Source organism: Legionella cincinnatiensis (assembly GCF_900452415.1).
In the GTDB taxonomy this organism is placed as follows: Bacteria; Pseudomonadota; Gammaproteobacteria; order Legionellales; family Legionellaceae; genus Legionella; species Legionella cincinnatiensis.
Genome location: NZ_UGNX01000001.1, coordinates 74,340 through 99,680, shown reverse-complemented (window position 1 = coordinate 99,680; position 25,341 = coordinate 74,340). Strand labels below are relative to the sequence as shown.

Below are 25,341 nucleotides of genomic sequence, written 5' to 3'. Positions count from 1 at the left end.
CATATCAAATTATTCGATAATGTATTATTTTCAAAGAGAAGAGTCTTGGTCTTACTTTGAAGGTGCATAAAGCATGAGAGTCAATGGTATTAACGCTACAAATCGATTGTAGCCGTTTAATTTTGGGGGGTACGAGAAATGTATTTGCAAATCAAAAATCTGTGTTTGAATATTTTTTAATAACTCATCCAAAAATAGTTTATAAAAATAGACGTTTCACGGCCCTTGAGTTACATTAGCTCTCTTGCCCATAGAGGGTTTCACATGAAAGAACATATTGATATTAAACTTGTTAGTAAGCGGGATACCCAGCAAAGAGAAAGGATATTTAGATTACGGTATTATATTTTTAGCCAGGTATATAAGCACCATACTCCTCCTGGCATGAATCATGAGCTTCAACTATTCTCCAACCAAATTGACGATATATCTTATCTGTTCCTAGCGAGCATCAATGATAATCCCGTAGGCACCTTGCGTGTGACTCCTTTCAGCTGCCTGGAAAGTAGTGACAACTTTATATTAAAAGATCATAAGGTGCCAGCTCATTATCTGACAGGCAACTGCGCACTATTCAGTTTTTTTTGTATATTGCCGGAATATCATCATACCTCCGTTTCTTACTGTTTACTGCAAACAGTATTAACTCATGCAAAAGATAAAAATATCCAACGTATCTTTATTGAAGCACACGAAGAGATGGTACCATATTACCAGCATTATCAATTCAGTCCCTGTAGTGACTGGATTAAGCCTGAAGGGTATGAACAACCAGTTATTGCAATGACCATTCAGGTTCAATCCTTGATCAATCTCGAGGGTTAAGCCGAGATAGGTTGATACCGTGCAGTTAATAAACCTGCTAACTCTTTAATGCTTTTACCTTCCATAAAATCAGCAGGCGATAAGGTTATTTCCAGAGTCGATCGTAACAGATTAACCAGTTCTATAGCTAAAATGGAATCTACGCCGTAATAAGTTATATTTTCGCTAACATCGATTTGTGTCGCTTGCATTTTTAAAATAACAGCTAGTTTATCTCTAATTATTTGGCTTAGTTGATCCATTCTGGCATTGGCAGGTAATAACATTAATTCTTCATGTAATGAAGAATGGGTCGATTCTTGTTTCTCATTTTGCGTTAATAGTGAATTAAATAAAGATTTTGAGGCCATTTTTTTATACTGTTTTGACCATAGCCCCCAGTCACTATCAAATACACCTAAAGACTGAGAAGGCGCGCAGAACAAATTATTTAGAATGTGTAATGCCGTATCATTATTAAATCCTTTAATACCTGCATTGTTTAAAAGCGGTTGTAAATATTCACTACGAGCCACAACCCCTGTTTGTGTAAATACGCCCCAATTAATTGAAGTGCAAGGTAAATCATGCTGTTGGCGATAATCAGCAAGTGCATCTAAAAAGCCATTTGCTGCCACGTAGCTTGCTTGACCGATAGTTCCAATAAGCGATGAAATTGACGAGAACATTATAAAAAAATCCAGATCCAGTGTTTCGGTCAACTCATGCAAATTAATAGCTCCTGCTACCTTAGGTTGTAAAACCCTATCAAATTGCTCTCGTTCGAGTTGATGAATCAAAGAGTCATCTAAAACCATGGCGCTATGCACAATACCTTTTAAGGGAAACGGGCTTTGACTAATCTCAAAAAATAACGAAGCTAAAGCTTCTTTATCACTGACATCCAAAGCCCTGACTTCAAGATTGGCATAAGGCAAAGGAAGATCCCTTTGTCCGTGGCGGCTTAATAAATACACCTTGCCCGCCCCTTCTTTGGCAAGCAATGTTCCTGCTTCAAGACCAAACCCTGAAGTACCTCCAGTAACAATATATGACGCCTGGCCATCGACTTTTTTAGCAGGGATTGCTACGGGACACTGCTGATTTTTATAATCAATAACTATTTTGCCTACATGCTTACTTTGTAACATAAAATGAAAAGCATCTTTAATTGCTGATGCTGGAAAAACTTTAACAGGCTGAGGAGTTAAAATACCTTCTTCGAACAGAGCCAGAATGGTTTTTGACATGGCGGAAATACCATCCATTTTATCTACAAGCATGCGATCAATATCAACCGCTGAAAAACTAATATTTTGATTAAATGCCTGCATAGGCAGAAGCGTGTTTTCAGCTATATCCTTCTTGCCAATTTCTATAAACCGACCATAGGGCGCCAATAAATTGAAACTATGAATCAACGCATCACCTGCGATAGAATTAATCACTACATCAACCCCATACCCATCAGTGTCACGCAACACTTGCTCTTTGAATAATAAGGTTCTTGAATCGTAGATATATTTAATACCTAGCGTGTGAAGATAGGCTCGTTTTTCTACAGTGCCAGCAGTTGCATAAATTTCTGCTTGTTTCCATTGTGCTATTTGCATTGCTGCCATTCCTACTCCGCCCGTTGCATTATGAATAAGGACTTTTTCACCTGGTTGAATATCGGCAATTTGCACTAATCCACGATAAGCCGCCAAAAAACCGGTTAATACTGGAGCTTGATAAAAATCAAGTGTACTCGGTTTGCGCAGAACATAACGTTGATTAACATAAGCATATGAAGAGAAATTTTGAGGCAAGGGAGCAATAACTTCGTCACCACATTGAAAATCCGTCACCTGCGATCCTATAGCAGTGATCACACCGGCTACCTCCATACCGAGTGAATCACCAAAAAAAGTATTTTCAGTAATTTTATCATCGAGTTTGTTAGATAATTTTAATAAATCTTTGAAATTAAGCGCACTGGCATACACTTTAATTTGAATTTCATTTGCCGCAGGCTTTCTTATTGGAGCAGATATAAAAAAGATACTATCCAATAAACCCGGTTGAGTTATTTTCAACTCAACATTATGCTCACTCAAAGATATATTTTGAAATTCATTTTTTTTCACTTGCCCCTGCTCAATTTGTTGAATATAGCGAACATTATTCCTATAAACGACTGTGTCGCAGGATAAAGATGAAAGCAATTCAGCAAGAATATGCCGGGAAGAAGTTGCTCTATCGGTATCTATGGCCTTAATATTAATCAATGGTATTTCATTTTCTATAACTCGGGTCAAATTAGGCAATACCGAGCAAGCCAAATGATCCTTATCAATGGGATGTTGTGCCTCCCAGGTGAGAACAAAAAGGTTAAGCGGGGTTTTATGCGTGCTTAAGGATTTGGCAAGTACAATCAAAGCCCAGGTTTGCTCTGACACAGATTCCAGGGAAAGATCATTTGCTATAGAGCTAATATAAACAATATGTTCAGGCTGACAACGTTGCCATAGCCATACATAATCTTCCACACTATGGGCAGAAATTTGCCATTGGCTATCACTGATTTGCAGACGTTCATCTGCCCAACTCACAAAGACTAAATTCTGAATTGTATTTTTTAATTGCTGCACCAACTCTGAATGTGTACTGCCGTCATAAATCACTATCCAGGATTGACTCTGAAGGTGTTCTTTAACAACAGGTTGTGCTGTATGCTCATGCCACTGCACTTTATAGTAAATGTGCGATGAAAGCAGCGAATTTGCTGAGGTGATCGCCTTCAAGCGCAGGCCTTGCAATTGCAGACATAACTCCCCCTGTTCATCAACGATATCCACATTACCGAATAATGTCTTTTCATTTACAGTAGTTAAAAAAGCATGCGACCAACAGGATTTTGGCAGTGGTTTATAGAACAAAATTTTATCAATACTATGAGGTAAATACGCTTTAGATTTGTCAAGTTGCAAAGCGATTAACGATTGAAATGCACCATCCAGTAAAGGAGGATAGATAGAGGTTTGATCAAATAATTCCTGATGCTCTCCATTCCAGACTAACTGTGCTAATACCTGGTTATCACCTCGATAAATAGAATGAATCGTTCTAAAAGAATTCCCATAAATTAAACCTAATCTATCAAAGGATTCATACAATTGTTCTATTGGACTAAAAGCCTGTAATTGATTTTTAAGTTGATTTATATCCGTATGATATGCTAGTGGCGTTAAATCCATTGGGTATAAGAAAGCGGTACAATGTTCCTGACTTAAAGAATGATTGGAAGTATGTAGGCTAAATTTGTTGATTTCCTTCTGCTGAGTCAAGGTTAACACCAGGAGATCATTCTCATTATAAACCAGCATGGATTTAAATCGCATATCTTCAATAAGGCAAGACGCGACAGGAGCGCTTTTTTTATGTAGCGCAATTGCAGCTGAAATATAAGCTGCTCCCGGAAAAACCAACATATTAAAAATTCGATGATCACGTAGATAAGGAAAAAATGCTTCATTTAATTCCACTTGCCATGAGGGGGGAGTAATAGCTATTTCCTGATAAAACCAATTCTCATTATTTGAGCCTATCCGTTGTTGTTTTGACGCTTCGCTTTCTCGCCAATATTTTTCTCTTGCCCACAATTGCAAGGGGGTATCAATAAATTGGCCAGAGGGCTGTAATGCGTTAAAATTAACGGGGATACCGCTACAATACAAATCACAAATGGTGCCGAGCAAATACTCTCTTTCATTCTTTTGGTGGCGGTTTAACGTATGAAATAATTGCAGGGACGTTTGTTGGGCAATCTCATTTAAATAATTCTTAAGAACCGGATGGGGGCCAATTTCAATAAAACTATGAAAGCCCTCCTCTAGTAACGAGTTAATAGCCAGCTCAAATTCTACAGTTTTTCTGGCATTATCCCACCAATAGGATGCTGTTAGTGGAGAGGATAAAATAGCTTTGCCTGTTACGGTGGAATATAAGGGAATTGTGTTTTGACTCAACTGCACAGAATCGATGGCACTGAGAAAATCATTTTTTATCGGTTCCAAGACTTGACTGTGATACGCCAAATTAACATGGAGCAAGCGATGAAAAACTTTGTTTTCAGTTAATTGCTGAGCTATATCCAGAATGTCTTTTTTATCGCCTGATAAAGTAACATTATTGGGACTATTTACTGCCGCTATACTTACAGATCTTCCTTCAAGTAAGGGTTGAATCTCGTCACGCGACAGATTTACTGCAAGCATTTCTCCCCTACCCATTAAACTATTTTGCAGACAACTACGATGATAAGAAATTAAAATGGCATCATGTAAATCAAGCACACCACTGACATAAAAAGCAGCAATTTCTCCTACGCTATGTCCCACCACTGCTGCTGGTTTTACGCCCCAAGAAGATAACAACGCGGTTAGACTAACTTGCAAAATAAAATTGGCCAATTGTGCAATTCGGGGCTCATGCATACAACTTTCTTGCTCCGACTTAAATAACTCATCTAATATTGACCAGCCTGCAATGGCTTGCAGGTGCGAGTCGCAAGTAAGAACCATTTGTCTGTATATGGGTTCTTTTTCAAATAACTTTTTTCCCATCTGTGGCCGTTGTGGCCCCATACCTGTGAATACGAAAACGACTTCTTCTGTACTTGCATTGGCAGTAAATAAATTCGCTACGGACTCTCCTGCACTATAGCTGGCGAGTTTATTAATAAGCTCCTCATTAGATTTAACCAAGGTAACCAAACGATAATTAAAATGTGTCTTTTTATGATTCATCGTATAAGCGATATCTCGCAAATGTAACCCGGGATTACATGACAGCCAGTCAAGATATTGCTTAATGACTGAATCTAATCGTGTATGATTCATGGCGCTAAATACAACGGGAATAGACAAATCTGCTTCAAATTCTTCCTGATCTTGGGTCGAGCAATCTCCAATGGTGCGCAGCAATGCATGAGCATTAGTCCCGCCATAACCAAAAGAGTTCACCGAAGCATAAGACTCTTCTGGCCAATCCACAGTATTAACAGGTACGGTAAGTTGATTCAACGAACAATGAGGATTGGGAGTATGAAAATGTAAATTAGCCGGTATTTTTTTATGTTTTAAGCATAAAACAGCTTTAATAAGCCCAGCAACACCTGCCGCTGCTTCCAGATGACCAATATTAGTTTTGACAGAGCCTATATAAACGGGTTTCTTGCGTTGGTTAAACAGGGCATTAATACTATTAACCTCCGTGATATCTCCTGCTTGCGTACCTGTTCCATGGGCCTCAATATACCCTACATCATCTACTGTAACTTGCGCCCTATGATAGACCTCTCGCATTAAATCATGTTGCGCTGTTCCATTGGGCAAGGTAATTCCTAAAGTATGTCCATCTTGGTTGACTCCTGTTGCAGAGATAACGGCATGAATTCGGTCGTTATCTAATAAAGCCTGTTTTAATGATTTTAAAATGACAATGCCAACTCCCTCACCTCGAGCATAACCATTTGCTTTGGCATCAAAAGTCATGCATCTTGCATCTGGAGACAAAAATTGTCCCTTACTCATCACTATGGCATTTTCTGGTTTAAACATGACATTGACGCCACCAGCAATAGCCATATCTGCTTCCTTGTGAATAATGCTTTGGCAGGCATAATGCAGGGCTACTAAAGAAGACGAGCAAGCAGTATCCAGCGTTAGGCATGGTCCTTTTAAATCAAAAGTATAAGAAAGACGGCTTGCTAATAAAGTCATGCTTGCGCTGGTCGCAGTATGTGAGTCAATTAATACGCGGTTTAATTCGCTAAGTTGAAGCAGTTGATTATCAAGACAAAAGCCGCCTATAAACACTGATGTTTTACTCCCATGAAGCTGCTTCAGCAGAATTCCCGCATCTTCAATAGATTCCCAGCATACTTCTAACAATAAGCGTTGCTGCGGATCAATTGCTGCTGCCTCTCGTGGTGAAATACCAAAAAATAGCGGATCAAATTCTTCAAGATTTTGATCAATAAATCCAGCTGATTGAATAGTAGTCTTTGCCGGGTGTTTGCTGTCTGGATGATAAAATTTTCTTGAATCCCATCTTGATTGGGGAACCGGCGAAATGGCATCAAATTTGTTTAAAAGCAGTTGCCAGAAGTGCTGGTACGAATTTGCTCCACCCGGGAAACGACACCCCATCCCAATAATAGCAATATCAGTATCACGGCATTCGGTTTCACGGGACAGTTTATGAGGTATTTGCATTTTTTAAATCCTTTTCTGAATCGCACTCAAAGAATGAATTTTCACATTGCTGCGAGAATACTATCGCAATTATTACCTTGACGTCTAAAAGTTGTTGATTTTTATGTGATATTTTCCATGGTTTTAAATGATTCAATTTGCCTCAAGAGGAGTAATAGGAAATTATCAGTAGAAGTATTGTTAGAGTTACGTAAAAAAGTGGTCTATACAGTAGTTGCGCAGGGTATTAAAAAAACGAAAGCAGCGAAGCTATTCGATTTTAGCCTCACCTCTGTGAGTAAATATGGACGTGAGTTTAAACTATATGGGTGCCGCGAAACGGACACATTCTTTATGGGAGTTATTAAGAAACTCTCTGAGACATTATCCTGGATAATGCAACAAAGAGCCCTGCTTTATGAAAATGCAGTCTATGTGTTTCTTAGAATCAAAACCAGTATCGCAATAAAAGCAATCAAAACAAGCGCTAAAATCCCCATTGTAGAAAAGCTCTTATTCAAATTCTCTTTACTAAATTGGCCAGGATTGCCTTTGATGGTACGGTACAAAATGAAAATAATCATTCCAGCACCAATTAGAGCTAAAATTTGATATAAAGTTTCCATGAATCGTTCCTTATTTATACGCTAAAAAAGTGTACTCGCTTACGTCTTTTTAATTTCAAAACTAAATGCATCTGAAAATAAATGCTCCGGTGAAACACCCTTATTTACTAATGCATCTCTTGTGCTGTAAACCATGTCAAAAGGACCACTAACCACAATTTGCCATTGATTCAGATCATGGGGGTGTCTGTCCAACACCAAAGAGGCTAAGGGTTTACTGTTATCCTCAGAGACTGAAGAAAAATAATTAAAGCGACTGACATGGGTATTCCAGCTATTCACCTTTTCATCCAGATATAAATCACTTTGCAAACGTGCCCCCCAAAATAACTCAAAAGGTCGCGTATCTGAAGTTGCTAATAACTGCTCGATCATCGCTTTTACGGGTGCAAATCCAGTTCCCCCAGCAATAAATAAGATGGGCCGTTGCGCGTCTAAATGTTCTATGGAGCATACACCAAAAGGCAAGCGGATGTGAACGAAGCCATGCTCTTTAATGTGAGCAAATAATTGTTGTGTGTATGGATTTTCCAGACTATGGCGAATATGTAGCTCATATTTATGCGATCCTAAAGGCGCATTAGCGATAGAATAGCTAAAAGCATCTTTGTCAAAAACAATTTGCAGATATTGCCCTGCTTGATAATCCACGTATTGTTCGGGAGCTAAAATCAAGCGCATAATACTATCGGTTAATGGCGAAATGTCTTCTACCAATGCTTTAATGATTTTTTCCGTCATTTATCTAATCCCAATACAGGCCAATAGTCATTGACTTTTTTAAGGATTTCTTCGTCCATAACAATAGGCATTCCCCATTCTCTTTGTGTTTCGCCAGGCCATTTACTGGTAGCATCCATACCCATCTTAGAGCCTAAACCCGACATAGGTGAGGCAAAATCCAGATAATCAATAGGTGTATTTTCGACCATCACTGTATCTCGGCTTGGATCCATGCGTGTGGTCATTGCCCAAATCACATCCTGCCAATTGCGTGCATCAATATCATCATCACATACAATAACAAATTTGGTATACATAAATTGTCGCAAAAAGGACCATACCGCCATCATAATCCGTTTTGCATGACCTGGGTATTGTTTCTTAATGGTGACTACTGCCAAACGATAAGAGCATCCCTCCGGAGGCAAATAAAAATCCACAATCTCAGGAAATTGTTTTTGCAATAAAGGAATAAAGACTTCATTTAAAGCAACCCCTAAAATAGCAGGCTCATCGGGAGGCCGCCCGGTATAAGTACTGTGGTAAATGGGATTATCTCTATGGGTAATACGCTCTACGGTAAACACCGGAAAACTTTGTACTTCGTTATAATAACCAGTGTGATCCCCGTAAGGCCCTTCCGGTGCCTCAACTCCCGGCTCCAGAAAACCTTCAAGAATAATTTCTGCACTTGCTGGCACATGCAATTCATTACCAATACAACGTGTTAAGCGGGTGCGTTGCCCTCGTAATAATCCCGCAAATGCATATTCAGATAAAGTGTCGGGTACAGGGGTTACTGCCGCAAGTATCGTTGCGGGATCTGCCCCTAAGGTTACTGCCACAGGGAAGCGTTCTCCAGGATAAACTTGCTGCCAGGCCTGGTAATCTAATGCCCCCCCTCGATGGGACAGCCAACGCATAATCAATTGATTTTTATTTAACAATTGCTGGCGGTAAATCCCCATATTTTCACGCGCTTGATGAGGTCCTTTGGTCGTCACAAGCCCCCAGGTTATTAATGGCGCTACATCGTTGGGCCAACAGGTTTGAATAGGCAAGGAAGTAAGATCGACTTCATCTTTTTCCCAAACGTGAGTTTGGCATTCTGCACCATTTACATATTTGGGTGCCATATTGAGCGCCTGCTTTAACAAAGGCAATTTATTAAAAGCATCCTTAAATCCTTTAGGAGGCTCAGGCTCTTTCAAAGCAGCTAATAATTTACCTACTTCTCTTAATGCCTCGATATTGTCTTCACCCATGCCCATAGCCACTCGCTCAACCGTACCAAACAAATTAGTTAATACAGGCATTTTAAAATTAGGTGTATTCGTAAAAAGTAAGGCAGGGCCAGCAGAACGAAGTACTCGATCACTAACAGCTGTCATTTCAAGATAAGGTGATACTGGATAGGTGATCCGTTTTAACAGTCCTCGAGATTCAAGTTGAGCAATAAAATCTCTTAGATCAGAGTATTTCATGAATAAATCCCCTAGAGTAACGTGGGTGAAGTTGGAGCATCACTGCTAGACTTCAGGGTTTTGTCATTGTCACACAAGTGGAAAATCCATTTCTATTTGAGCAATTGTGCCTACATTAAAACAGATCCCCACTTTCGCGAGAACGACAACATGTCCCTTAAGTCTACGACCGTGTCCCTCAGGCTGAACGGTTTTCGTAGCGCCTAGATCCTCAGTATCTTAATTTTTTAAGATCACTCAAGATCAAATCGCTGAAGGTAGAGATAAAGCAAATTTCTTACTTAATAGCAGCAAGTTATAGCCTTCACCCAGACTATTTTTTATATATAGATATTACTTACTCTTGGCGTTTCATAGCATCGAAGAATTCTGCATTGGTTTTATGGTTCTTCATGCGCTCAAGCAAGAATTCAATTGCATCACATTCATCCATAGATTGGAGGATTTTACGTAATATCCAAGTACGTTGTAGATCTTCTGGACTCAACAATAGATCTTCACGACGAGTGCCTGAGCGATTAATGTTAATTGCAGGGAAAACTCGACGTTCAGCAATATTACGACTCAAGTGGATTTCCATATTACCGGTTCCCTTGAATTCTTCATAAATCACTTCATCCATTTTTGAACCTGTGTCCACCAACGCCGTAGCAATAATGGTCAAACTACCACCTTCTTCTATATTACGTGCAGCACCATACAAACGCTTAGGTCTTTGTAGCGCATTGGCATCAACACCCCCGGTAAGAACTTTGCCCGAAGAAGGAATCACCGTATTGTAAGCACGCGCTAAACGCGTAATCGAATCAAGTAAAATCACCACATCACGCTTGTGTTCCACCAAACGCTTCGCTTTTTCAATAACCATTTCCGCAACTTGAACATGGCGGTTAGCGGGCTCATCGAAAGTACTGGCAACCACTTCACCTTTTACAGAACGTTGCATTTCAGTCACTTCTTCTGGACGCTCATCAATCAGTAAAACGATGAGATAACATTCAGGATAATTTTTTTCTATAGAGCGAGCAATGTTTTGCAACATCAATGTCTTACCCGCTTTTGGTGGAGAAACAATTAAGCCACGTTGGCCTCGACCAAAAGGAGCACAGAGATCCACAACTCGTGCAGTCAAATCTTCGGTACTGCCATTTCCTTGCTCCATCACCAAACGTTCTGTAGCAAATAATGGGGTAAGGTTTTCAAATAAAATTTTCCGTTTGGCACTATCCGGTGAATCGTAGTTGATTTCATCAACCTTTAATAAGGCAAAATAACGTTCATTGTCTTTGGGAGGGCGAATTTTACCCGAAATAGTATCGCCAGAACGTAGACCAAAACGTCGGATTTGACTGGGGGATACATAAATGTCATCAGGGCCTGCCAAATAAGACCCATCGGCAGAACGCAAGAAACCAAAACCATCAGTCAAGACTTCTAAAACTCCATCGCCGTGTATATCTTCACCCTTTAAAGCGTGGGCTTTAAGAATGGCAAATATAATTTCTTGTTTGCGCATACGGGAAGGATTTTCGACACCAATCTCTTGTGCGATGTTAAAGAGATCGGCAATAGGCAATTGCTTAAGTTCACTAAGATTCATACTTCTCACTTGATTGGTTGTTTAACGAATTGAATATCCGGGAAAATGTTTATAAGAATAGCAGCTAAGGATTCAATGCTGCCTATGTGATATATTATTAGTATATCACATATTGCAAACAGGCTATCACAGCTTTACTAAAAGATACAACATTTTTTATCTAGAAAAATAAAAAATTATACGTGGCTCTCAACAAAAGCACTTAATTGAGATTTTGACAGCAAACCCATTTTTACTGCTTCAACTTGACCATTTTTAAATAAAATCAAGGTAGGAATACTCATCACTCCATATTTTGCCGGAGTTTGTGGATGCTCATCTATATTAATTTTTGCAAATGTCACTTGTTCACTATGAGTAGCAGCTACTTCTTCCAATATAGGCGTTAATGCACGACATGGGCCGCACCACTCAGCCCAAAAATCAACTAATACGGGCTTATTGGATTGCATGACTTCTTGTTCAAAGCTTGCGTCTGTTATGGTTTTAATAAGATCGCTCATGTGTAAACCTCTGTTGTTTAAAATTGGTTAATTTACTATTATAGATCACCGCCCACTGCTTGCAACACACTTAATGCAGTAATTGCCGCTGTTTCTGTACGTAAAATTCTGGGGCCTAAAGAGAGCGGCAGAAATCCATGCTTACTTGTCTCTTGCACCTCTTGTTCACTTAACCCACCTTCTGGGCCAATAAGTAAAACAATATCCACGACTTTAAGAGTGTAATCACGCCAAGTTTTATTGCCGCCTGGGTGTAAAATAAATTTTAATTCAGCTCGAGCCTCTTCCATATAACGGTTTAGGGTAATAGGTGCATGAACGGTAGGAACACTATTGCGTCCTGATTGTTCACAAGCAGCAATTACTATAGCCTGCCACTGGTGAAGTTTTTTGGTCATTCGCTCTTGATCTAATTTGACCACGCAGCGTTCTGTAATAACAGGAGTGATGCTGGCGACGCCTAATTCGACCGCTTTTTGCATCACCCATTCCATACGCTCCCCTTTGGAAATGGCTTGCGCCAAATGAATCGCTAAAGGTGATTCTCGGCTTGCATTTTTTATTGAACCGACAACGACAATAACCTGCTTTTTTTTCACCGTCTCGATGATTGCTTCAAACTCTCGGTTATCACCACAAAATAAAGTAAGAGGTTCTCCAACTTGCATACGCAAAACAACGCCAACATGTTGGCTCGCTTCTGGAGACAATTCGAGTAGCTGGCCTGTGTCGTAGTTTCCTGGCTGATAAATACGTACTGCTCTCATGAGTTTTTTTTCTCTTTCGTTGCCTAACTGAGTTAAAACGTTAACAGCACTATAACAAAAATTACTTATTTTTGTCCCATATGATAGAATTTTTTATTTCATCAACGGGGCAAGGAAATTAAAAATTATGAGTAAAACACGTATCGAATCCGACAGTATGGGCGAAATTACTGTTCCTGCTGATAAATATTGGGGAGCACAAACTGAGCGCTCGCTACATCACTTTAACATAGGCAAAGACATTATGCCTCGTGAAGTGACGCACGCTTTCGGTATTTTAAAAAAAGCTGCGGCACTCACTAATCTTGATTTGGGTAAATTACCTAAAGAAAAAGCAGATCTCATTATTCAAGCTGCTGAGGAAGTCAGTCAAGGGATGTTAGATGAACATTTTCCTTTACATGTCTGGCAAACAGGCAGTGGTACCCAATCAAACATGAATGCAAATGAAGTCATTTCCAATCGCGCAATCGAATTAGCAGGCGGAACTATGGGCAGTAAATCCCCCATTCATCCCAATGATCATGTGAATATGTCTCAATCTTCAAATGATACTTTCCCTACAGCGATGCATATTGCAGCCGCCATTGCCTTCAATAAACAATTAATTCCTGCGGTCACGAATTTACGTGATGCCTTCGCAGTGAAAATGGCCGCATTTAAAGATATAGTTAAAATTGGCCGCACCCATTTGCAAGATGCAGTACCTATTACTTTAGGCCAAGAATTTTCAGGTTATGTTGCTCAACTTGACGCTTGTATTCAAAGACTCAAGGATGTCTTACCTGAGCTGTATGAATTAGCAGCAGGAGGAACGGCGGTAGGAACAGGCTTAAACACCCATCCTCAGTTTGCCACAAAAGTAGCAGAACATATTGCACAAATCACTAAACTGCCATTTGTCAGTGCTCCTAACAAATTTGCCGCTCTGGCATCTCATGAGCCTTTAGTTTTTGCTCACAGTGCAATGAAAGCCCTGGCTTGTGCACTCATGAAAATTGCCAATGATATCCGCTGGTTAGCATCAGGACCTCGATGTGGTATAGGCGAGCTGATAATACCAGAAAACGAACCTGGTTCTTCCATTATGCCTGGAAAAGTAAACCCCACTCAATGTGAAGCAATGACCATGGTGTGTGCGCAAGTTTTAGGTAATGATGCTACTGTAGGTATCGCCGATAGCCAAGGAAATTTTGAATTAAATGTATTTAAACCGGTGATCATCCTTAACGTGCTTCATTCTCTTAACTTATTGACTGATACTTGTCGTTCTTTCCAAGAGTTTTGCGCCGAAGGAATCGAGGCCAATCACAAGGTAATTGATTACTACTTACATCATTCCTTAATGTTAGTCACCGCATTAAACCAGCATATAGGTTATGATAAAGCAGCTAAAATTGCTAAAACAGCACATCATGATAATTCTTCGTTGCAAGAAGCAGCAGTTAAGCTTGGCTTTTTAACTGCAGAACAATTTGCTGAATTTGTAAAACCAGAAGAAATGACATCACCCCGTTAATCTAGAAAAATCCAGTAAATGAAACTTTTTACTGATACGTGCCTTTCTGTCTTATAAACAGAAAGGCCATTCTAATATTATTGAATCACAGGAATTTGAGGTGCCGCTTTACGAGCAGGCCCAGGAGTAGCTTGTTGTGTAGGATCTTTGGAAGCATAGGTCTTTTGCTTCGCTTTTGGCTTACTAACCGCTTGCTTTTGAGTTTGCGCTTGCGCTTTATTCATTGGCTCATAAGATTGAGGATAATTCGAGTGCTCTGAGCGTTGCATATCCATACTACATGCACCTAGCCCAAGAGATAAAGCTAGTCCAAAACACCATTTTAATGATTTAAAATTTGGCATAGTATGCTCCCTGCTTTTTATTGTTTTTAATGAATCAACGTTTAATATAGATTAAAAAAAATAAAATCACCACTTAAACTACCTGAAATGTCATCACAAAATAAAAATGTCTCACGAAACATCTTAATAAATTTGAATGCAGTCCTGCTGTTGTAGAAGGTAATACTCTCCTAAACACCACCTTCCGCAACAGCGGAAAGTCTAAAAAGGAGTATGATAATCATTGGAACGAAAAGACACTCTAACCATGGTACTCATGACATTTAAAATAGCTAGTATCTAATTTGGGCAAAAGCTGATCTGAAAAAAATGGTTCTTCTACGTTCCAAAATAGAATTGATGTCCCCAAATATTCTTTCGAGAAAGAATAGAAATCAGAAAAACTGTAAAAATCACCAGTATTTGGGTTTTTATAGGTATAATCAGGTTCTTGGATAGCTATAGCCGTTACTATCCTACCTTTAAATTTATGAAAAAAAGGATAGCTATTTTTCATCTGAGAATTTCTATAAGGCACAACATCTGGACCGCCTAAGCCAATGTGTTGATTCCTAGCGAAAGCAAATAACCTACTCATGTAATGATGGTCATTGTTCCATTCCCCTGGAAAAAAATTGACATACTGAATAACATTACTTTTTTGAAAAGTCTTTTTTAGGTAACTCATATTATCAATTACTGAATAAAAATACTTATCTGAGGTAAAATCTTTAGGCATATGGTCAGGGTCAAAATCAGCCGATGTTTCTGGGAGGTTTATACCGTATATTTTTCCATCAAATTGAGATGCTAATTTTTGTATTAGTAACTGAAAGCGAGCTTTTACCGCAGGATCCCATGTTCGTGCTACCCATCCTGTTGTAATAGGTTTTCCTTCACCAGGAAAATCATATTGCTTTTCCACTCCGCCATGATATACGTCTTCTTGGCGGAGATAGTTAGGAACGTTAAATACATCTGGAGCAAATGAGCGGTCTTGTAGTTGGATAAAAAGTTTTTTATGTGCTTTATTAAGAAACTCTAAATCATCTTCAATTTTTGAAAAATCATAAACATCTTTTTTAGGTTCTAATTGTTTCCATGAGTAAATAATTTGTACTCCATAGATACAATTATTCTTGAGGACATATTCATATGAGCTTGCCTCGTTACCACCCAAAAATAAAAATAGTTTAGGCAAACCACTTTGTGCAAAAATAGTACCACCAAAAAATAATAGGAGCCCAAAAAGCAATATTTGTCTAATTTTCATAAATTTTCCTGCTTTAAATCAAAAGAATACCGACGCCATATTTTGATACAATAAAATTGAAAGTCGCCACAATTTAACATGGGCCGAATATCATGACAGAAGATGAAGCAAGGTTATCACCATTAGGGCGAAAACATATTAATTTCTTAGGACACTTTTCATTTATGTTGCCTAAAATTGTAGCAGAAGGTCAATTGAGACCACTAAATGTTGCTGTAAATCTAAACTGGCTTAATGATTTTGCTTAGAATAATATCAACCACTAAATCAAATTAGGAACATGAGGTATCATGTCAAATAAGAAAAAATTTACCGGAATTAAGGTTGAAACCCTTTTGTTAGTTGCTGTTTGGGAAACCCCTTTTATTTTTCAAGGATGTTTTAAAATTACTGAGCTAGAGAGAAAAAATACTGTTTTATTTTTCTTTAGATGCCAAGCGAGACATGTGCAACAATCCGATATTCTTAACCATGATTTTTCACCTGAGCTATATGAGCTTACCCATTTATACAATGAAGCAGGTCTTATTCAGTTAAGCAACCTAGAGCCATCGCAAGAAGACGCTTTATATTTACTGAAATATGCGTTACATATAACCTTGGGAGAAATGCTAACTCATAGAAAAATACATTTTACTTCAATAGATGATATTGCAATGCAAGTACTCATTGATAAAGTTAGACCAATTTTGAATAGAGAATTAGCGTTACCTGAAGAAGATCATATTGGATTTGCTGTGGCAATGGATTTTCGTCCAGAGGAAGAGATAGCATTATCGGCTGCGTTGACTTTGATCAGTAAATTAGAAAATACAGAGAACAAAATAATACAAACTCATTAGAAATTATTATCGGCGCCTTAATATTCCAATAATTTTACATCAAAGCGTAAGTTCCACAGCGCTAGGCCTTAGGTACCTTTTCGTTCCCTTGCTTGTCAGACTCCAAAAAGCAACAAATCTTGTTAGAAACTTCGCCTTGCAACATACCGTCAATAGCCCCTTGCTTTTGTGAGGATAACTAATGTCCTTAAGTTTAACGTGAGTTTCGGATAAAGAATCTATTGAGATCCAGCCTCTGTCTCAAGCCGTTCAGGCTGAGGAGGCATTTATGCCATCTCGATGCCTTAGCTCGCAACTTGAACATTTGTGCTAGGCTTCGAGACAGCGCTATGCGCTTCCTCAGCCCGAACGGGAGGAAGTAAATCCATGTTCGCTTATACGCAACTCCCATTAAGTGAACGTGAGTTTCGGATAAAGAATCTATTGAGATCCAGCCTTTGTCCCAACCCGTTCAAGCTGAGGAGGCATTTATGCCATCTCGATGCCTTAGCTCGCAACTTGAACATTTGTGCTAGGCTTCGAGACAGCGCTATGCGCTTCCTCAGCCCGAACGGGAGGAAGTAAATCCATGTTCGCTTATACGCAACTCCCATTAAGTGAACGTGAGTTTCGGATAAAGAATCTATTGAGATCCAGCCTTTGTCCCAACCCGTTCAGGCTGAGGAGGCATTTATGCCATCTCGATGCCTTAGCATGGAACTTGAACATTTGTGCTAGGCTTCGAGACAGCGCTATGCGCTTCCTCAGCCCGAACGGGAGGAAGTAAATCCATGTTCGCTTATACGCAACTCCCATTAAGTGAACGTGAGTTTCGGATAAAGAATCTATTGAGATCCAGCCTTTGTCCCAACCCGTTCAGGCTGAGGAGGCATTTATGCCATCTCGATGCCTTAGCTCGCAACTTGAACATTTGTGCTAGGCTTCGAGACAGCGCTATGCGCTTCCTCAGCCCGAACGGGAGGAAGTAAATCCATGTTCGCTTATACGCAACTCCCATTAAGTGAACGTGAGTTTCGGATAAAGAATCTATTGAGATCCAGCCTTTGTCCCAACCCGTTCAGGCTGAGGAGGCATTTATGCCATCTCGATGCCTTAGCTCGCAACTTGAACATTTGTGCTAGGCTTCGAGACAGCGCTATGCGCTTCCTCAGCCCGAACGGGAGGAAGTAAATCCATGTTCGCTTATACGCAACTCCCATTAAGTGAACGTGAGTTTCGGATAAAGAATCTATTGAGATCCAGCCTTTGTCCCAACCCGTTCAGGCTGAGGAGGCATTTATGCCATCTCGATGCCTTAGCATGGAACTTGAACATTTGTGCTAGGCTTCGAGACAGCGCTATGCGCTTCCTCAGCCCGAACAGGAGGAAGTAAATCCATGTTCGCTTATACGCAACTCCCATTAAGTGAACGTCAATTATGGATAAGCGCATTATTTAAAGATCGGGGTAGTTTAGTTGTTTTAATGGAGGGTTTACGGGTTTAATAGAGTAAGCCGCAAACCCCCCAGCAAGATTAACTAAAAAATTAAGGGGACTACGATGCCGAGAATGCTCCATATGGCAAATGGATTTGATCGGACTGAGAAGATATTTTTGTTTTTCTTTTTTCGAATAATTATTGCAAAAATCATCAATATTACAGAAAACTTCAACCACAGGTGCTAGTAACCTTTTGACTCCTTTCTTACCTGGCTAGGATGAAAAAAGTCGAAATTTACTAAGAACCTTATTTTTATTCATTATTTTCAATAATTTATTTATTTCCTATTCATAACTCACGTTAAGTTTATGGCAGTGAGCCCCCGTAAAACATAGTGCAACTCTAATAATCTATTTTTTCACTAAATAATTTACAAAAAGATTTACTTAACAATTCTTTAATCATTGTAATGTAAAATAGAGCAAAACAAACAAAAATAACACACTGCATTTTGATTAAAACTTAATTAAAACATTTTTTAACAACCAATTTGTATTTTACAAATACCATTATGTGTGAATATGTGAGGTATATACTATTATGTTTTCAAAAATACTAACTAGGGGTGGCAGTACTGTATTGCGCTACAATGCTCAAAAAATTACTGCTTCTTTTATTAATGGGGCTCCTAGCCGAGGAATATCTACCTATGCTTCCAAGCGATTTGATCAAGAATGGACGAATCCTACAAAACAAGAGATTGCTAAAACGCTAACATTAGCAACAATAGTACCAACAACGCACTCTTTACGTGAAACCGCTGTAGTGCAACCACCATTAGCTTCCGGAAAAATAGTTCATTCATCCGTTGTATATGCTCACGGAAGTACCTATGGCCAGGCTTGCGCAGTAGATAAAATTTTTGCTGTTTGCCCTGAACACTTATTATTAATGCGCACCGCAATAGGAATATTAAGAAATCCAAACCCACAAATTGATCAAACCAGTCGTGTTATAGCTGCTGAGCTTGGGAAAGAATTATCTACATTAGATCCAAAAACGTTGGGAAGCCTTTTTGAGCTGGGTTCTAATGTTAAAGAAAGTCGCTCTAAAGATATGGTCGAAAATCAGTCTGAGTTAATTCGCATCCTTACCGGTGATAAAAAGGTTTCACCGCAACAACTATCAAGAGTTCTTGAAGTTGTGTTATCCCCTTTGGGTATGATTGCCAATACCTATGGAAGTCCTCACTGTAAAGTTGCTAAGGCGAAAAAAGAACAAAGGGATATAGGCGATTTAGAGCGTTTTATGGAAACAGTGATGATGCCTTCATTAAGCCTTTTTCATGTTCCATACATTAAAGCACCAGGCTCACCCTATGCGCATTTGCAAATGCAGCAATATGCTCAAGGCGCCCCAATAACAGATGAAGAGCGTGTTACAATTAATCATTATCTTGAATGTTGTGCACATAAGGGCGGCCCTCTTCCAGAGATCCCGCAACTACGTAGCGTAATCGTTAGAGATCCCAAGGGTAGGACCATCCATCTCCATGACCATATGAATTTGCCCCATTTTTTTGATGTTTCAGGAACTACTGGAGCAGTAATGCAAGCTTCATTGGGGCTTTTACATAAAGCGGGGAAGTCAGGGCTTGTAGATGGTCCTCATGCGACGATTATCTTAGGTATGGTTCTAGCAGGCTGTAATTTTTACAAACAAGGATATCATAATTATTATGAAGTTCTTCCAGCCTTACATTGGGTTAACCATAATGTTTGGAAACAGCCTTTTGTAGAGTTGACACCTACGGAGCTTCTTCATGCGGTTCCAGAATCATTAAAAGAGTGTGTCGATCCACAAAGTTCAATGGCTCCCAAAGTTGGCGATGCCCTGGATTTGGTTACTGAGCATTTTGCATTACACTATGAGCTCTATAAGGAAAATCTCCAGACTAGTGAACAAGACAAAGAGCAATCATTATCTTCTCCTGGTCCTAGTGGAAGCGAATAGAAGTAATCAGAGACTCCACTCACTATAAATGACCGTAACCTGGGTGAAGGCAGAGCCGTAACCCAGGAATTTTAAAGAATATCAAATCCATCTCTAGCAACAATTACAAATCAATTCGGAGAAGAGTTCCGATATAGCATTATAGTGTTGGGGTATTTATCTTAACATCAAATACTTTTTCTAGAGGGGTATAAGATTTCACGTGAAGCAAACTATGATCAATATAATGAATAGGAACCCCAGCTTCTGACTTAGTAGTAACGCAATTAACATCGCATAAGAGTTCATATTTCCCAAGTTGGGCGTAATACGATTTAGCCATTTCTAGCCATTCATTTTTTTCACTATCAGAGATCGTCTTTAATATTTGAGGATTATATACTGGGCCTGTGTTTAAAAAACGAGGCTCTGCTGCGGTAATATTTAACCCAACCAGCTCTGTTCCTTTATGTAATACGGTCAAATCTGTAGGTATATCATCCAGTTTAAATAATTTTTGTTGTAACTGCAGGTATTCTTTACTATGTGGTTTGGGTATGTGGCTGGCAGACGAAGAAAATAAACGATTCATGTCCTGAGCAATGATAGAGTTACTTAAGTTTCTAGATACTAAAGGAGCTGCGCGATTTGCAGCTTGAAAAAATCGAGCAAACATACTAAATCCTTGTCGAGATGAAAGGCTAAAAAACATTATATCAATGCTAAAATATTAATCAATCCATTTCTCGATTGCTTTAAAACTTAAGCTATAAAAATTTTTTTTTGTGATGAAAAGCCCTATAATTAAAATCCCTATCTTTCAATCAAGGACCCAATATGATTTACTCGAACATACTTGCGACCATTGGACATACTCCCGTCGTAAAAATTAATCGCCTCGGTCGTGATCTCGAGTGTGAGCTCTATGCCAAATGTGAGTTTTTTAACCCAGGAGGCTCCGTCAAAGATCGTATTGGATATGAGATGGTCGTTCATGCGGAACGAGATGGTCTCATAAAACCAGGTTATACGCTCATAGAGCCCACTTCTGGGAATACAGGAATAGGTATTGCTTTAGCAGGAGCGGTACTGGGCTATAAAGTCATTATTACCATGCCCGAAAAAATGAGCCAAGAAAAGCAATCGGTACTCGAACGCTTGGGAGCAAAAATTTACCGCACCCCTACAGAAGCTGCATATAATGATCCCGAAAGCCACATTTCTTTAGCAAAAAAACTGCATGCAGAAATTCCTAACTCATATATTCTTGACCAGTACGCGAATCCCAATAACCCTAATGCTCATTATCGAGGTACAGCCCAAGAAATCATTGATGATTTTGGCAAAGACTTACACATGATCGTTGCAAGCGTGGGCACCGGTGGTACTATTACCGGGATAGCAAAACGTCTTAAAGAATATAATCCTTCAATCAAAATCATTGGCGTTGATCCAGAAGGATCCATTCTTGGTGGCGGAACTGAAATCAAGTCCTATCATGTAGAAGGCATAGGTTATGATTTCTTCCCAGATGTGTTGGATAATCAATTAATCGATAAGTATATTAAAATCAATGATGCCAATTCCTTTCAAACAGCAAGAGAGTTAATGCGAGAAGAAGGCTTATTAGTAGGAGGCTCTTCTGGTGCTGCTATGTGGGCTGCACTACAGGCCGCAAAATCTTTAAGTAAAGGACAAAAATGCCTCGTTATTTTACCTGACTCAATTCGTAATTATATGTCTAAATTTGCCAATGATGAGTGGATGAAAGCACAAGGATTTCTCTAATCCTAATGGTTTGCCGCGCGGAGTTTTGTGAACTCCGCGTCGCTTGAACTAATGAATATTACCTCAATACAGCTGTAGATTGATTTTCTATTTGATCAAACAAGCTATCAGGTTCAACTTGCTTTGTACTAATCCAACTCGCTAAAGCACTCGCCAACAATTCTTTCGTATGCTGCTCTTTCTCAGCTGGGACACTAGCAATAACTGGCGTTCTCATTGACTGATCTAAGGTAGACAATGATAAAATACCATTTGATTGTGCAGGCAAAAAAGTAATATAAAGATTCATTAGTTGGTCGTAAGTCAATTCGCCAGCAAGTACCATAGATAAAATGGTCTTGCGCCATTGATCGTAGGACTGTAATAACTCTTTATTATCTCGGGCTATCAGATGCATAATCTCTGCTAGAGTTTCGTCTTGCTCATGTGTCTCTTCGACAGGTTTAGGCGCATTAATGGCTAATTGACCCACATAAGCAAATTCTGTTTTATGCTTTACAGCCGGGAAATACTGTTCCCCTTGAATTTGAATCATTAAATTAAGTTTAGACATTATGCTTCTCCGTCATACACATCTCTTTTTCTCAGTTCCTTTCCTGGTTCTTTAAAAGATAAAGTAACAGTAACTCCCAAAGCATGTGCTAGAGCATTTAAAGCACTAGGAGGCAACTTGACTTTAGGATCACGTAAATAATTTTTTGGAGTTTCAGAGCTTAACCCATTAAATACCTCACGGTATTTAAGAGGATGAATATATAACTCATCTACGGTCAGCTGACGTAATACATAAGCCATACATTCAACAAGTTCTGTCTTACGAGTATTGTTAAGCAAGATTCCCATACGCTCTGGCAACGTTAAAAAGGGTTGGCTACTGACATATCTAGGAAAATAATGATAAAAACGCTCTAATATTTTTCTCAAAAGTGCATCATTACCACGCTGCGTACCATATAAAGCATCAATCAAAGCCACTGCCGCAGCATGAAACTGCTCGTTGCCTACATTGATGAAGCTATACTCTTCGCGCGGCTTATATCCCTGTGTTTTATTACTAAAAAAACCACTCGAAAGTGCAACCATAATGCTCTCTCCAAACCTCTATATATTTCCATTCTAATGAATCAAAATTAAGGAAATATTAACTAATTACACATCATGAAATATAAATCTACACTTATTTTATTTCTAAAGCAAAACATCATAATAAAATAACACTTAACATTATAATTTTATACTACGTACAATAATTTTACTTGTTCACCTTTGCAAGAGTTAAGCTGATTTAATTCTTTATATTTTTGAAAATAAAAAGAATTTATAGGGATTTGAGACTGATAAGTGCTATCCAGAGGATAAAAACAAAATAATTCGCTATAGTAATCTCTAAATAGCGAACTGATGACTTTATTGGAAAAGAAGCAATAAGAAAAAGCTCAAATTTATAAGGACTTATTTTGAACCAGTTAATACCGTATTTTGTTTGCTTGTTTTTTATATTTCTAGTCGCGCTACTTCATTTACATCACAAAAAAAAATATTTTCAAATTAAGCGATGGCAAAAATCGTTACATTTGCAAGAGCATGCGCAAATTTTTCATCATCTATATCAAACAAGCAATGGATTTATATTATCGCAAAATGCACGACGAAGACACGACGCAATGGAGTATGCATATGGAGAAATTGAGTTTTTCTCTTTTATCGCACTTTTATCGCTAATAAATCCCAATGAAAATACTGTATTTTATGATTTAGGATCTGGAACAGGAAAAGCAGTCATTGCTTGCGGTATGGTATTTCCTGTCCATAAAAGCATTGGTATCGAATTGTTTCCTGAATTATATTTACACTCCTGCCACCAAGTAGAACAATTAGCAGCCCTGGAACAATATGAGCGGCAGGCAAAGAAAATTAAGTTTCGTTTAGGTGATTTTCTCGAGGCAAACCTAAATGATGCAACACTTATTTTTATTAACTCCACTGCTTTTTTTGGCCCAACCTGGGAGAAACTATGTTGTAAAATAGATCACTTACCACACCTCAACACAATCATTACAACCAGTAAACCCCTACCCTGTATCCATTTCAATCTGTTGAAGCAGACTAAAGTAAAAATGAGTTGGGGGGTTGTTTCTGCCTATATTCATACGCGAAAAAACATATTGAACTAACTGTCTTGAAAATATTGAATAATTTTTTTACCAGTCTATACTTATAAATAAGGAATAATTGTTAGCGCCGAATCTTTACTGGTAGCAGACTTTGACACATGCGACAACAAGGGGTGGATATGATTAAATCGGAACTCATTGAACACATCGCTTCTCGAATGACGCATCTTACTGAGAAACAAATAGCTGATAGTGTAAATAGAATTCTTGAATTAATGAGCGAAGCACTCATTAAAAATCAGAGAATAGAAATTCGAGGATTTGGTAGTTTTTCTCTTCATTATCGTCCACCACGTAATGCCCATAATCCCAAAACGGGGGAAAAAGTGGTGACCACAGCCAAATATAGTCCTCACTTCAAACCAGGGAAAGAATTACGCGAACGCGTTGATGCTTCACGTGATAAGTACGAGCTGCCCGAGGAGTAACAGGCCGAGGACGGCCCTATTGGGTAGATCTTAATTAAAAAATGGGTGCATGAAAAGTACCATTTTGGCATAGGTATGAGAATTATCAGCACCTCTATTTTTAGGGTTCTAAATTTTTTATCTTCGGCTAATATAAATTACGCTTTGGGTAAAGTCACTCCTGTTTGCCCCTGATATTTCCCATTGCGATCACGATATGAGACAGCACAAACTTCAGTGGCCTCTAAAAACAGCATTTGTGCCACCCCTTCATTGGCATAAATTTTGGCAGGTAACGTGGTAGTATTTGAAAATTCCAATGTCACATGTCCTTCCCATTCGGGCTCTAAAGGCGTCACATTGACAATAATCCCACAACGAGCATAAGTAGACTTACCAAGACAAATTGTAAGAACATTACGTGGGATACGAAAATACTCTACTGTTCTTGCTAAAGCAAATGAATTGGGCGGGATAATACATACATCGGAATGGACATCAACGAAACTGTTTTCATCAAAGGCTTTGGGGTCGACAATCGCTGAATTAATATTAGTAAAAATCTTAAACTCATTGGCACAACGGACATCATAGCCATAGCTCGACACACCATAAGAAATAATTCGTCCACTATCATTTTCACGCACTTGCCTTGACTGGAATGGAGATATCATTCCATGTTCCAGCGCCATTTTTTCTATCCATTTATCTGATTTAATTGACACAATATAAACCTCATGCTCATCAAAAAAATGAGTTCTATCATAAATAGTGAACAAACGAAAGAATGTTCGCTTATACTTATGAATAGGAACGCCAAAATTTCTATGGAAATAAGTGGAAAAAAACACCTGAGA

General features: G+C 38.8%; 21 protein-coding genes. 8 read left to right on the top strand and 13 right to left on the bottom strand.

Going from position 1 to position 25,341, the window contains the following annotated elements; genetic code table 11:
• Positions 1-264: 264 nt before the first annotated feature.
• Positions 265-825: a GNAT family N-acetyltransferase gene (locus DYH34_RS00435; RefSeq protein ID WP_058464157.1), complete on the top strand. Its 561-nt coding sequence runs from the start codon at positions 265-267 to the stop codon at positions 823-825.
• On the opposite strand, the gene DYH34_RS00430 is transcribed toward DYH34_RS00435, so the two are convergent.
• The 7 genes from DYH34_RS00430 to DYH34_RS00400 form a co-directional block, all read right to left on the bottom strand.
• The gene (locus DYH34_RS00430; RefSeq protein ID WP_058464158.1) at positions 822-7,064 is read right to left on the bottom strand and encodes a type I polyketide synthase; all 6,243 of its coding nucleotides are present in this window, start codon (positions 7,062-7,064) and stop codon (positions 822-824) included. The two genes, DYH34_RS00435 and DYH34_RS00430, sit on opposite strands and share 4 nt — an antisense overlap.
• Positions 7,065-7,474: 410 nt before the next feature.
• A complete protein-coding gene (locus DYH34_RS00425; protein ID WP_083502721.1) occupies positions 7,475-7,669 on the bottom strand; it encodes a hypothetical protein in 195 nt (64 codons plus the stop codon).
• 39 nt (positions 7,670-7,708) lie between these two features.
• Positions 7,709-8,410: an NAD(P)H-flavin reductase gene (locus DYH34_RS00420; protein ID WP_058464160.1), complete on the bottom strand. Its 702-nt coding sequence runs from the start codon at positions 8,408-8,410 to the stop codon at positions 7,709-7,711.
• Positions 8,407-9,876: a 4-hydroxy-3-polyprenylbenzoate decarboxylase gene (ubiD, locus tag DYH34_RS00415; RefSeq protein WP_058464161.1), complete on the bottom strand. Its 1,470-nt coding sequence runs from the start codon at positions 9,874-9,876 to the stop codon at positions 8,407-8,409. The genes DYH34_RS00420 and ubiD overlap by 4 nt, the downstream gene beginning before the upstream one ends.
• Positions 9,877-10,213: 337 nt before the next feature.
• Positions 10,214-11,476 carry a transcription termination factor Rho gene (gene rho, locus DYH34_RS00410; RefSeq protein ID WP_027272008.1) on the bottom strand — a complete coding sequence of 421 codons (1,263 nt, stop codon included), beginning with the start codon at positions 11,474-11,476 and terminating at the stop codon, positions 10,214-10,216.
• 176 nt (positions 11,477-11,652) lie between these two features.
• Entirely contained in the window at positions 11,653-11,979 is a 327-nt protein-coding gene (gene trxA / locus DYH34_RS00405; protein WP_058464162.1) for a thioredoxin, read from the bottom strand.
• A 38-nt stretch (positions 11,980-12,017) separates the two neighbouring features.
• A complete protein-coding gene (locus DYH34_RS00400; RefSeq protein ID WP_058464163.1) occupies positions 12,018-12,746 on the bottom strand; it encodes a 16S rRNA (uracil(1498)-N(3))-methyltransferase in 729 nt (242 codons plus the stop codon).
• Between the two features lie 127 nt (positions 12,747-12,873).
• Here DYH34_RS00400 and fumC point away from each other — a divergent pair, with 127 nt between their 5' ends.
• Positions 12,874-14,265: a class II fumarate hydratase gene (gene fumC / locus DYH34_RS00395; RefSeq protein WP_058464164.1), complete on the top strand. Its 1,392-nt coding sequence runs from the start codon at positions 12,874-12,876 to the stop codon at positions 14,263-14,265.
• Between the two features lie 77 nt (positions 14,266-14,342).
• Here the strand turns inward: fumC and DYH34_RS00390 are convergent, their stop codons facing one another.
• Positions 14,343-14,609 carry a hypothetical protein gene (locus tag DYH34_RS00390; RefSeq protein WP_058464165.1) on the bottom strand — a complete coding sequence of 89 codons (267 nt, stop codon included), beginning with the start codon at positions 14,607-14,609 and terminating at the stop codon, positions 14,343-14,345.
• 241 nt (positions 14,610-14,850) lie between these two features.
• On the bottom strand, positions 14,851-15,861 hold the full coding sequence (locus DYH34_RS00385) for a hypothetical protein (protein WP_058464166.1): 1,011 nt from the start codon (positions 15,859-15,861) through the stop codon (positions 14,851-14,853).
• 92 nt (positions 15,862-15,953) lie between these two features.
• Here DYH34_RS00385 and DYH34_RS17920 point away from each other — a divergent pair, with 92 nt between their 5' ends.
• The 3 genes from DYH34_RS17920 (at position 15,954) to DYH34_RS00370 (ending at position 20,136) form a co-directional block, all read left to right on the top strand.
• Positions 15,954-16,109, top strand: coding sequence for a hypothetical protein (locus tag DYH34_RS17920; protein WP_157061442.1), 156 nt, complete (start codon positions 15,954-15,956; stop codon positions 16,107-16,109).
• A 42-nt stretch (positions 16,110-16,151) separates the two neighbouring features.
• Entirely contained in the window at positions 16,152-16,703 is a 552-nt protein-coding gene (locus DYH34_RS00380; RefSeq protein WP_058464167.1) for a hypothetical protein, read from the top strand.
• Positions 16,704-18,723: 2,020 nt separating this feature from the next.
• A complete protein-coding gene (locus tag DYH34_RS00370; protein ID WP_058464169.1) occupies positions 18,724-20,136 on the top strand; it encodes a hypothetical protein in 1,413 nt (470 codons plus the stop codon).
• Between the two features lie 139 nt (positions 20,137-20,275).
• On the opposite strand, the gene DYH34_RS00365 is transcribed toward DYH34_RS00370, so the two are convergent.
• Positions 20,276-20,791, bottom strand: coding sequence for a hypothetical protein (locus DYH34_RS00365; RefSeq protein ID WP_058464170.1), 516 nt, complete (start codon positions 20,789-20,791; stop codon positions 20,276-20,278).
• 161 nt (positions 20,792-20,952) lie between these two features.
• Here DYH34_RS00365 and DYH34_RS00360 point away from each other — a divergent pair, with 161 nt between their 5' ends.
• Positions 20,953-21,903: a pyridoxal-phosphate dependent enzyme gene (locus tag DYH34_RS00360; protein WP_058464171.1), complete on the top strand. Its 951-nt coding sequence runs from the start codon at positions 20,953-20,955 to the stop codon at positions 21,901-21,903.
• Between the two features lie 58 nt (positions 21,904-21,961).
• On the opposite strand, the gene DYH34_RS00355 is transcribed toward DYH34_RS00360, so the two are convergent.
• On the bottom strand, positions 21,962-22,456 hold the full coding sequence (locus tag DYH34_RS00355; RefSeq protein ID WP_058464172.1) for a hypothetical protein: 495 nt from the start codon (positions 22,454-22,456) through the stop codon (positions 21,962-21,964).
• A complete protein-coding gene (locus DYH34_RS00350) occupies positions 22,456-22,986 on the bottom strand; it encodes a hypothetical protein (protein WP_058464173.1) in 531 nt (176 codons plus the stop codon). The genes DYH34_RS00355 and DYH34_RS00350 overlap by 1 nt, the downstream gene beginning before the upstream one ends.
• 374 nt (positions 22,987-23,360) lie before the next feature.
• Between DYH34_RS00350 and DYH34_RS00345 the strand changes: the two genes are divergently transcribed.
• Together DYH34_RS00345 and DYH34_RS00340 are read left to right on the top strand one after the other, a co-directional pair.
• Positions 23,361-24,077, top strand: coding sequence for a class I SAM-dependent methyltransferase (locus DYH34_RS00345; RefSeq protein WP_115342536.1), 717 nt, complete (start codon positions 23,361-23,363; stop codon positions 24,075-24,077).
• 119 nt (positions 24,078-24,196) lie between these two features.
• Complete coding sequence (locus DYH34_RS00340; RefSeq protein ID WP_058464175.1) at positions 24,197-24,505, top strand: integration host factor subunit beta; 309 nt, start codon at positions 24,197-24,199, stop codon at positions 24,503-24,505.
• A 137-nt stretch (positions 24,506-24,642) separates the two neighbouring features.
• Here the strand turns inward: DYH34_RS00340 and dcd are convergent, their stop codons facing one another.
• A complete protein-coding gene (gene dcd / locus DYH34_RS00335; protein WP_058464339.1) occupies positions 24,643-25,209 on the bottom strand; it encodes a dCTP deaminase in 567 nt (188 codons plus the stop codon).
• Positions 25,210-25,341: the final 132 nt, after the last annotated feature.

What these genes read in the sequence shown, in the direction of transcription:
- DYH34_RS00435 (WP_058464157.1), top strand. Translation starts at nt 265, where the DNA reads ATGAAAGAACATATTGATATTAAACTTGTTAGTAAGCGGGATACCCAG.
- DYH34_RS00430 (WP_058464158.1), bottom strand. Translation starts at nt 7,064, where the DNA reads ATGCAAATACCTCATAAACTGTCCCGTGAAACCGAATGCCGTGATACT.
- DYH34_RS00425 (WP_083502721.1), bottom strand. Translation starts at nt 7,669, where the DNA reads ATGGAAACTTTATATCAAATTTTAGCTCTAATTGGTGCTGGAATGATT.
- DYH34_RS00420 (WP_058464160.1), bottom strand. Translation starts at nt 8,410, where the DNA reads ATGACGGAAAAAATCATTAAAGCATTGGTAGAAGACATTTCGCCATTA.
- ubiD (WP_058464161.1), bottom strand. Translation starts at nt 9,876, where the DNA reads ATGAAATACTCTGATCTAAGAGATTTTATTGCTCAACTTGAATCTCGA.
- rho (WP_027272008.1), bottom strand. Translation starts at nt 11,476, where the DNA reads ATGAATCTTAGTGAACTTAAGCAATTGCCTATTGCCGATCTCTTTAAC.
- trxA (WP_058464162.1), bottom strand. Translation starts at nt 11,979, where the DNA reads ATGAGCGATCTTATTAAAACCATAACAGACGCAAGCTTTGAACAAGAA.
- DYH34_RS00400 (WP_058464163.1), bottom strand. Translation starts at nt 12,746, where the DNA reads ATGAGAGCAGTACGTATTTATCAGCCAGGAAACTACGACACAGGCCAG.
- fumC (WP_058464164.1), top strand. Translation starts at nt 12,874, where the DNA reads ATGAGTAAAACACGTATCGAATCCGACAGTATGGGCGAAATTACTGTT.
- DYH34_RS00390 (WP_058464165.1), bottom strand. Translation starts at nt 14,609, where the DNA reads ATGCCAAATTTTAAATCATTAAAATGGTGTTTTGGACTAGCTTTATCT.
- DYH34_RS00385 (WP_058464166.1), bottom strand. Translation starts at nt 15,861, where the DNA reads ATGAAAATTAGACAAATATTGCTTTTTGGGCTCCTATTATTTTTTGGT.
- DYH34_RS17920 (WP_157061442.1), top strand. Translation starts at nt 15,954, where the DNA reads ATGACAGAAGATGAAGCAAGGTTATCACCATTAGGGCGAAAACATATT.
- DYH34_RS00380 (WP_058464167.1), top strand. Translation starts at nt 16,152, where the DNA reads ATGTCAAATAAGAAAAAATTTACCGGAATTAAGGTTGAAACCCTTTTG.
- DYH34_RS00370 (WP_058464169.1), top strand. Translation starts at nt 18,724, where the DNA reads ATGTTTTCAAAAATACTAACTAGGGGTGGCAGTACTGTATTGCGCTAC.
- DYH34_RS00365 (WP_058464170.1), bottom strand. Translation starts at nt 20,791, where the DNA reads ATGTTTGCTCGATTTTTTCAAGCTGCAAATCGCGCAGCTCCTTTAGTA.
- DYH34_RS00360 (WP_058464171.1), top strand. Translation starts at nt 20,953, where the DNA reads ATGATTTACTCGAACATACTTGCGACCATTGGACATACTCCCGTCGTA.
- DYH34_RS00355 (WP_058464172.1), bottom strand. Translation starts at nt 22,456, where the DNA reads ATGTCTAAACTTAATTTAATGATTCAAATTCAAGGGGAACAGTATTTC.
- DYH34_RS00350 (WP_058464173.1), bottom strand. Translation starts at nt 22,986, where the DNA reads ATGGTTGCACTTTCGAGTGGTTTTTTTAGTAATAAAACACAGGGATAT.
- DYH34_RS00340 (WP_058464175.1), top strand. Translation starts at nt 24,197, where the DNA reads ATGATTAAATCGGAACTCATTGAACACATCGCTTCTCGAATGACGCAT.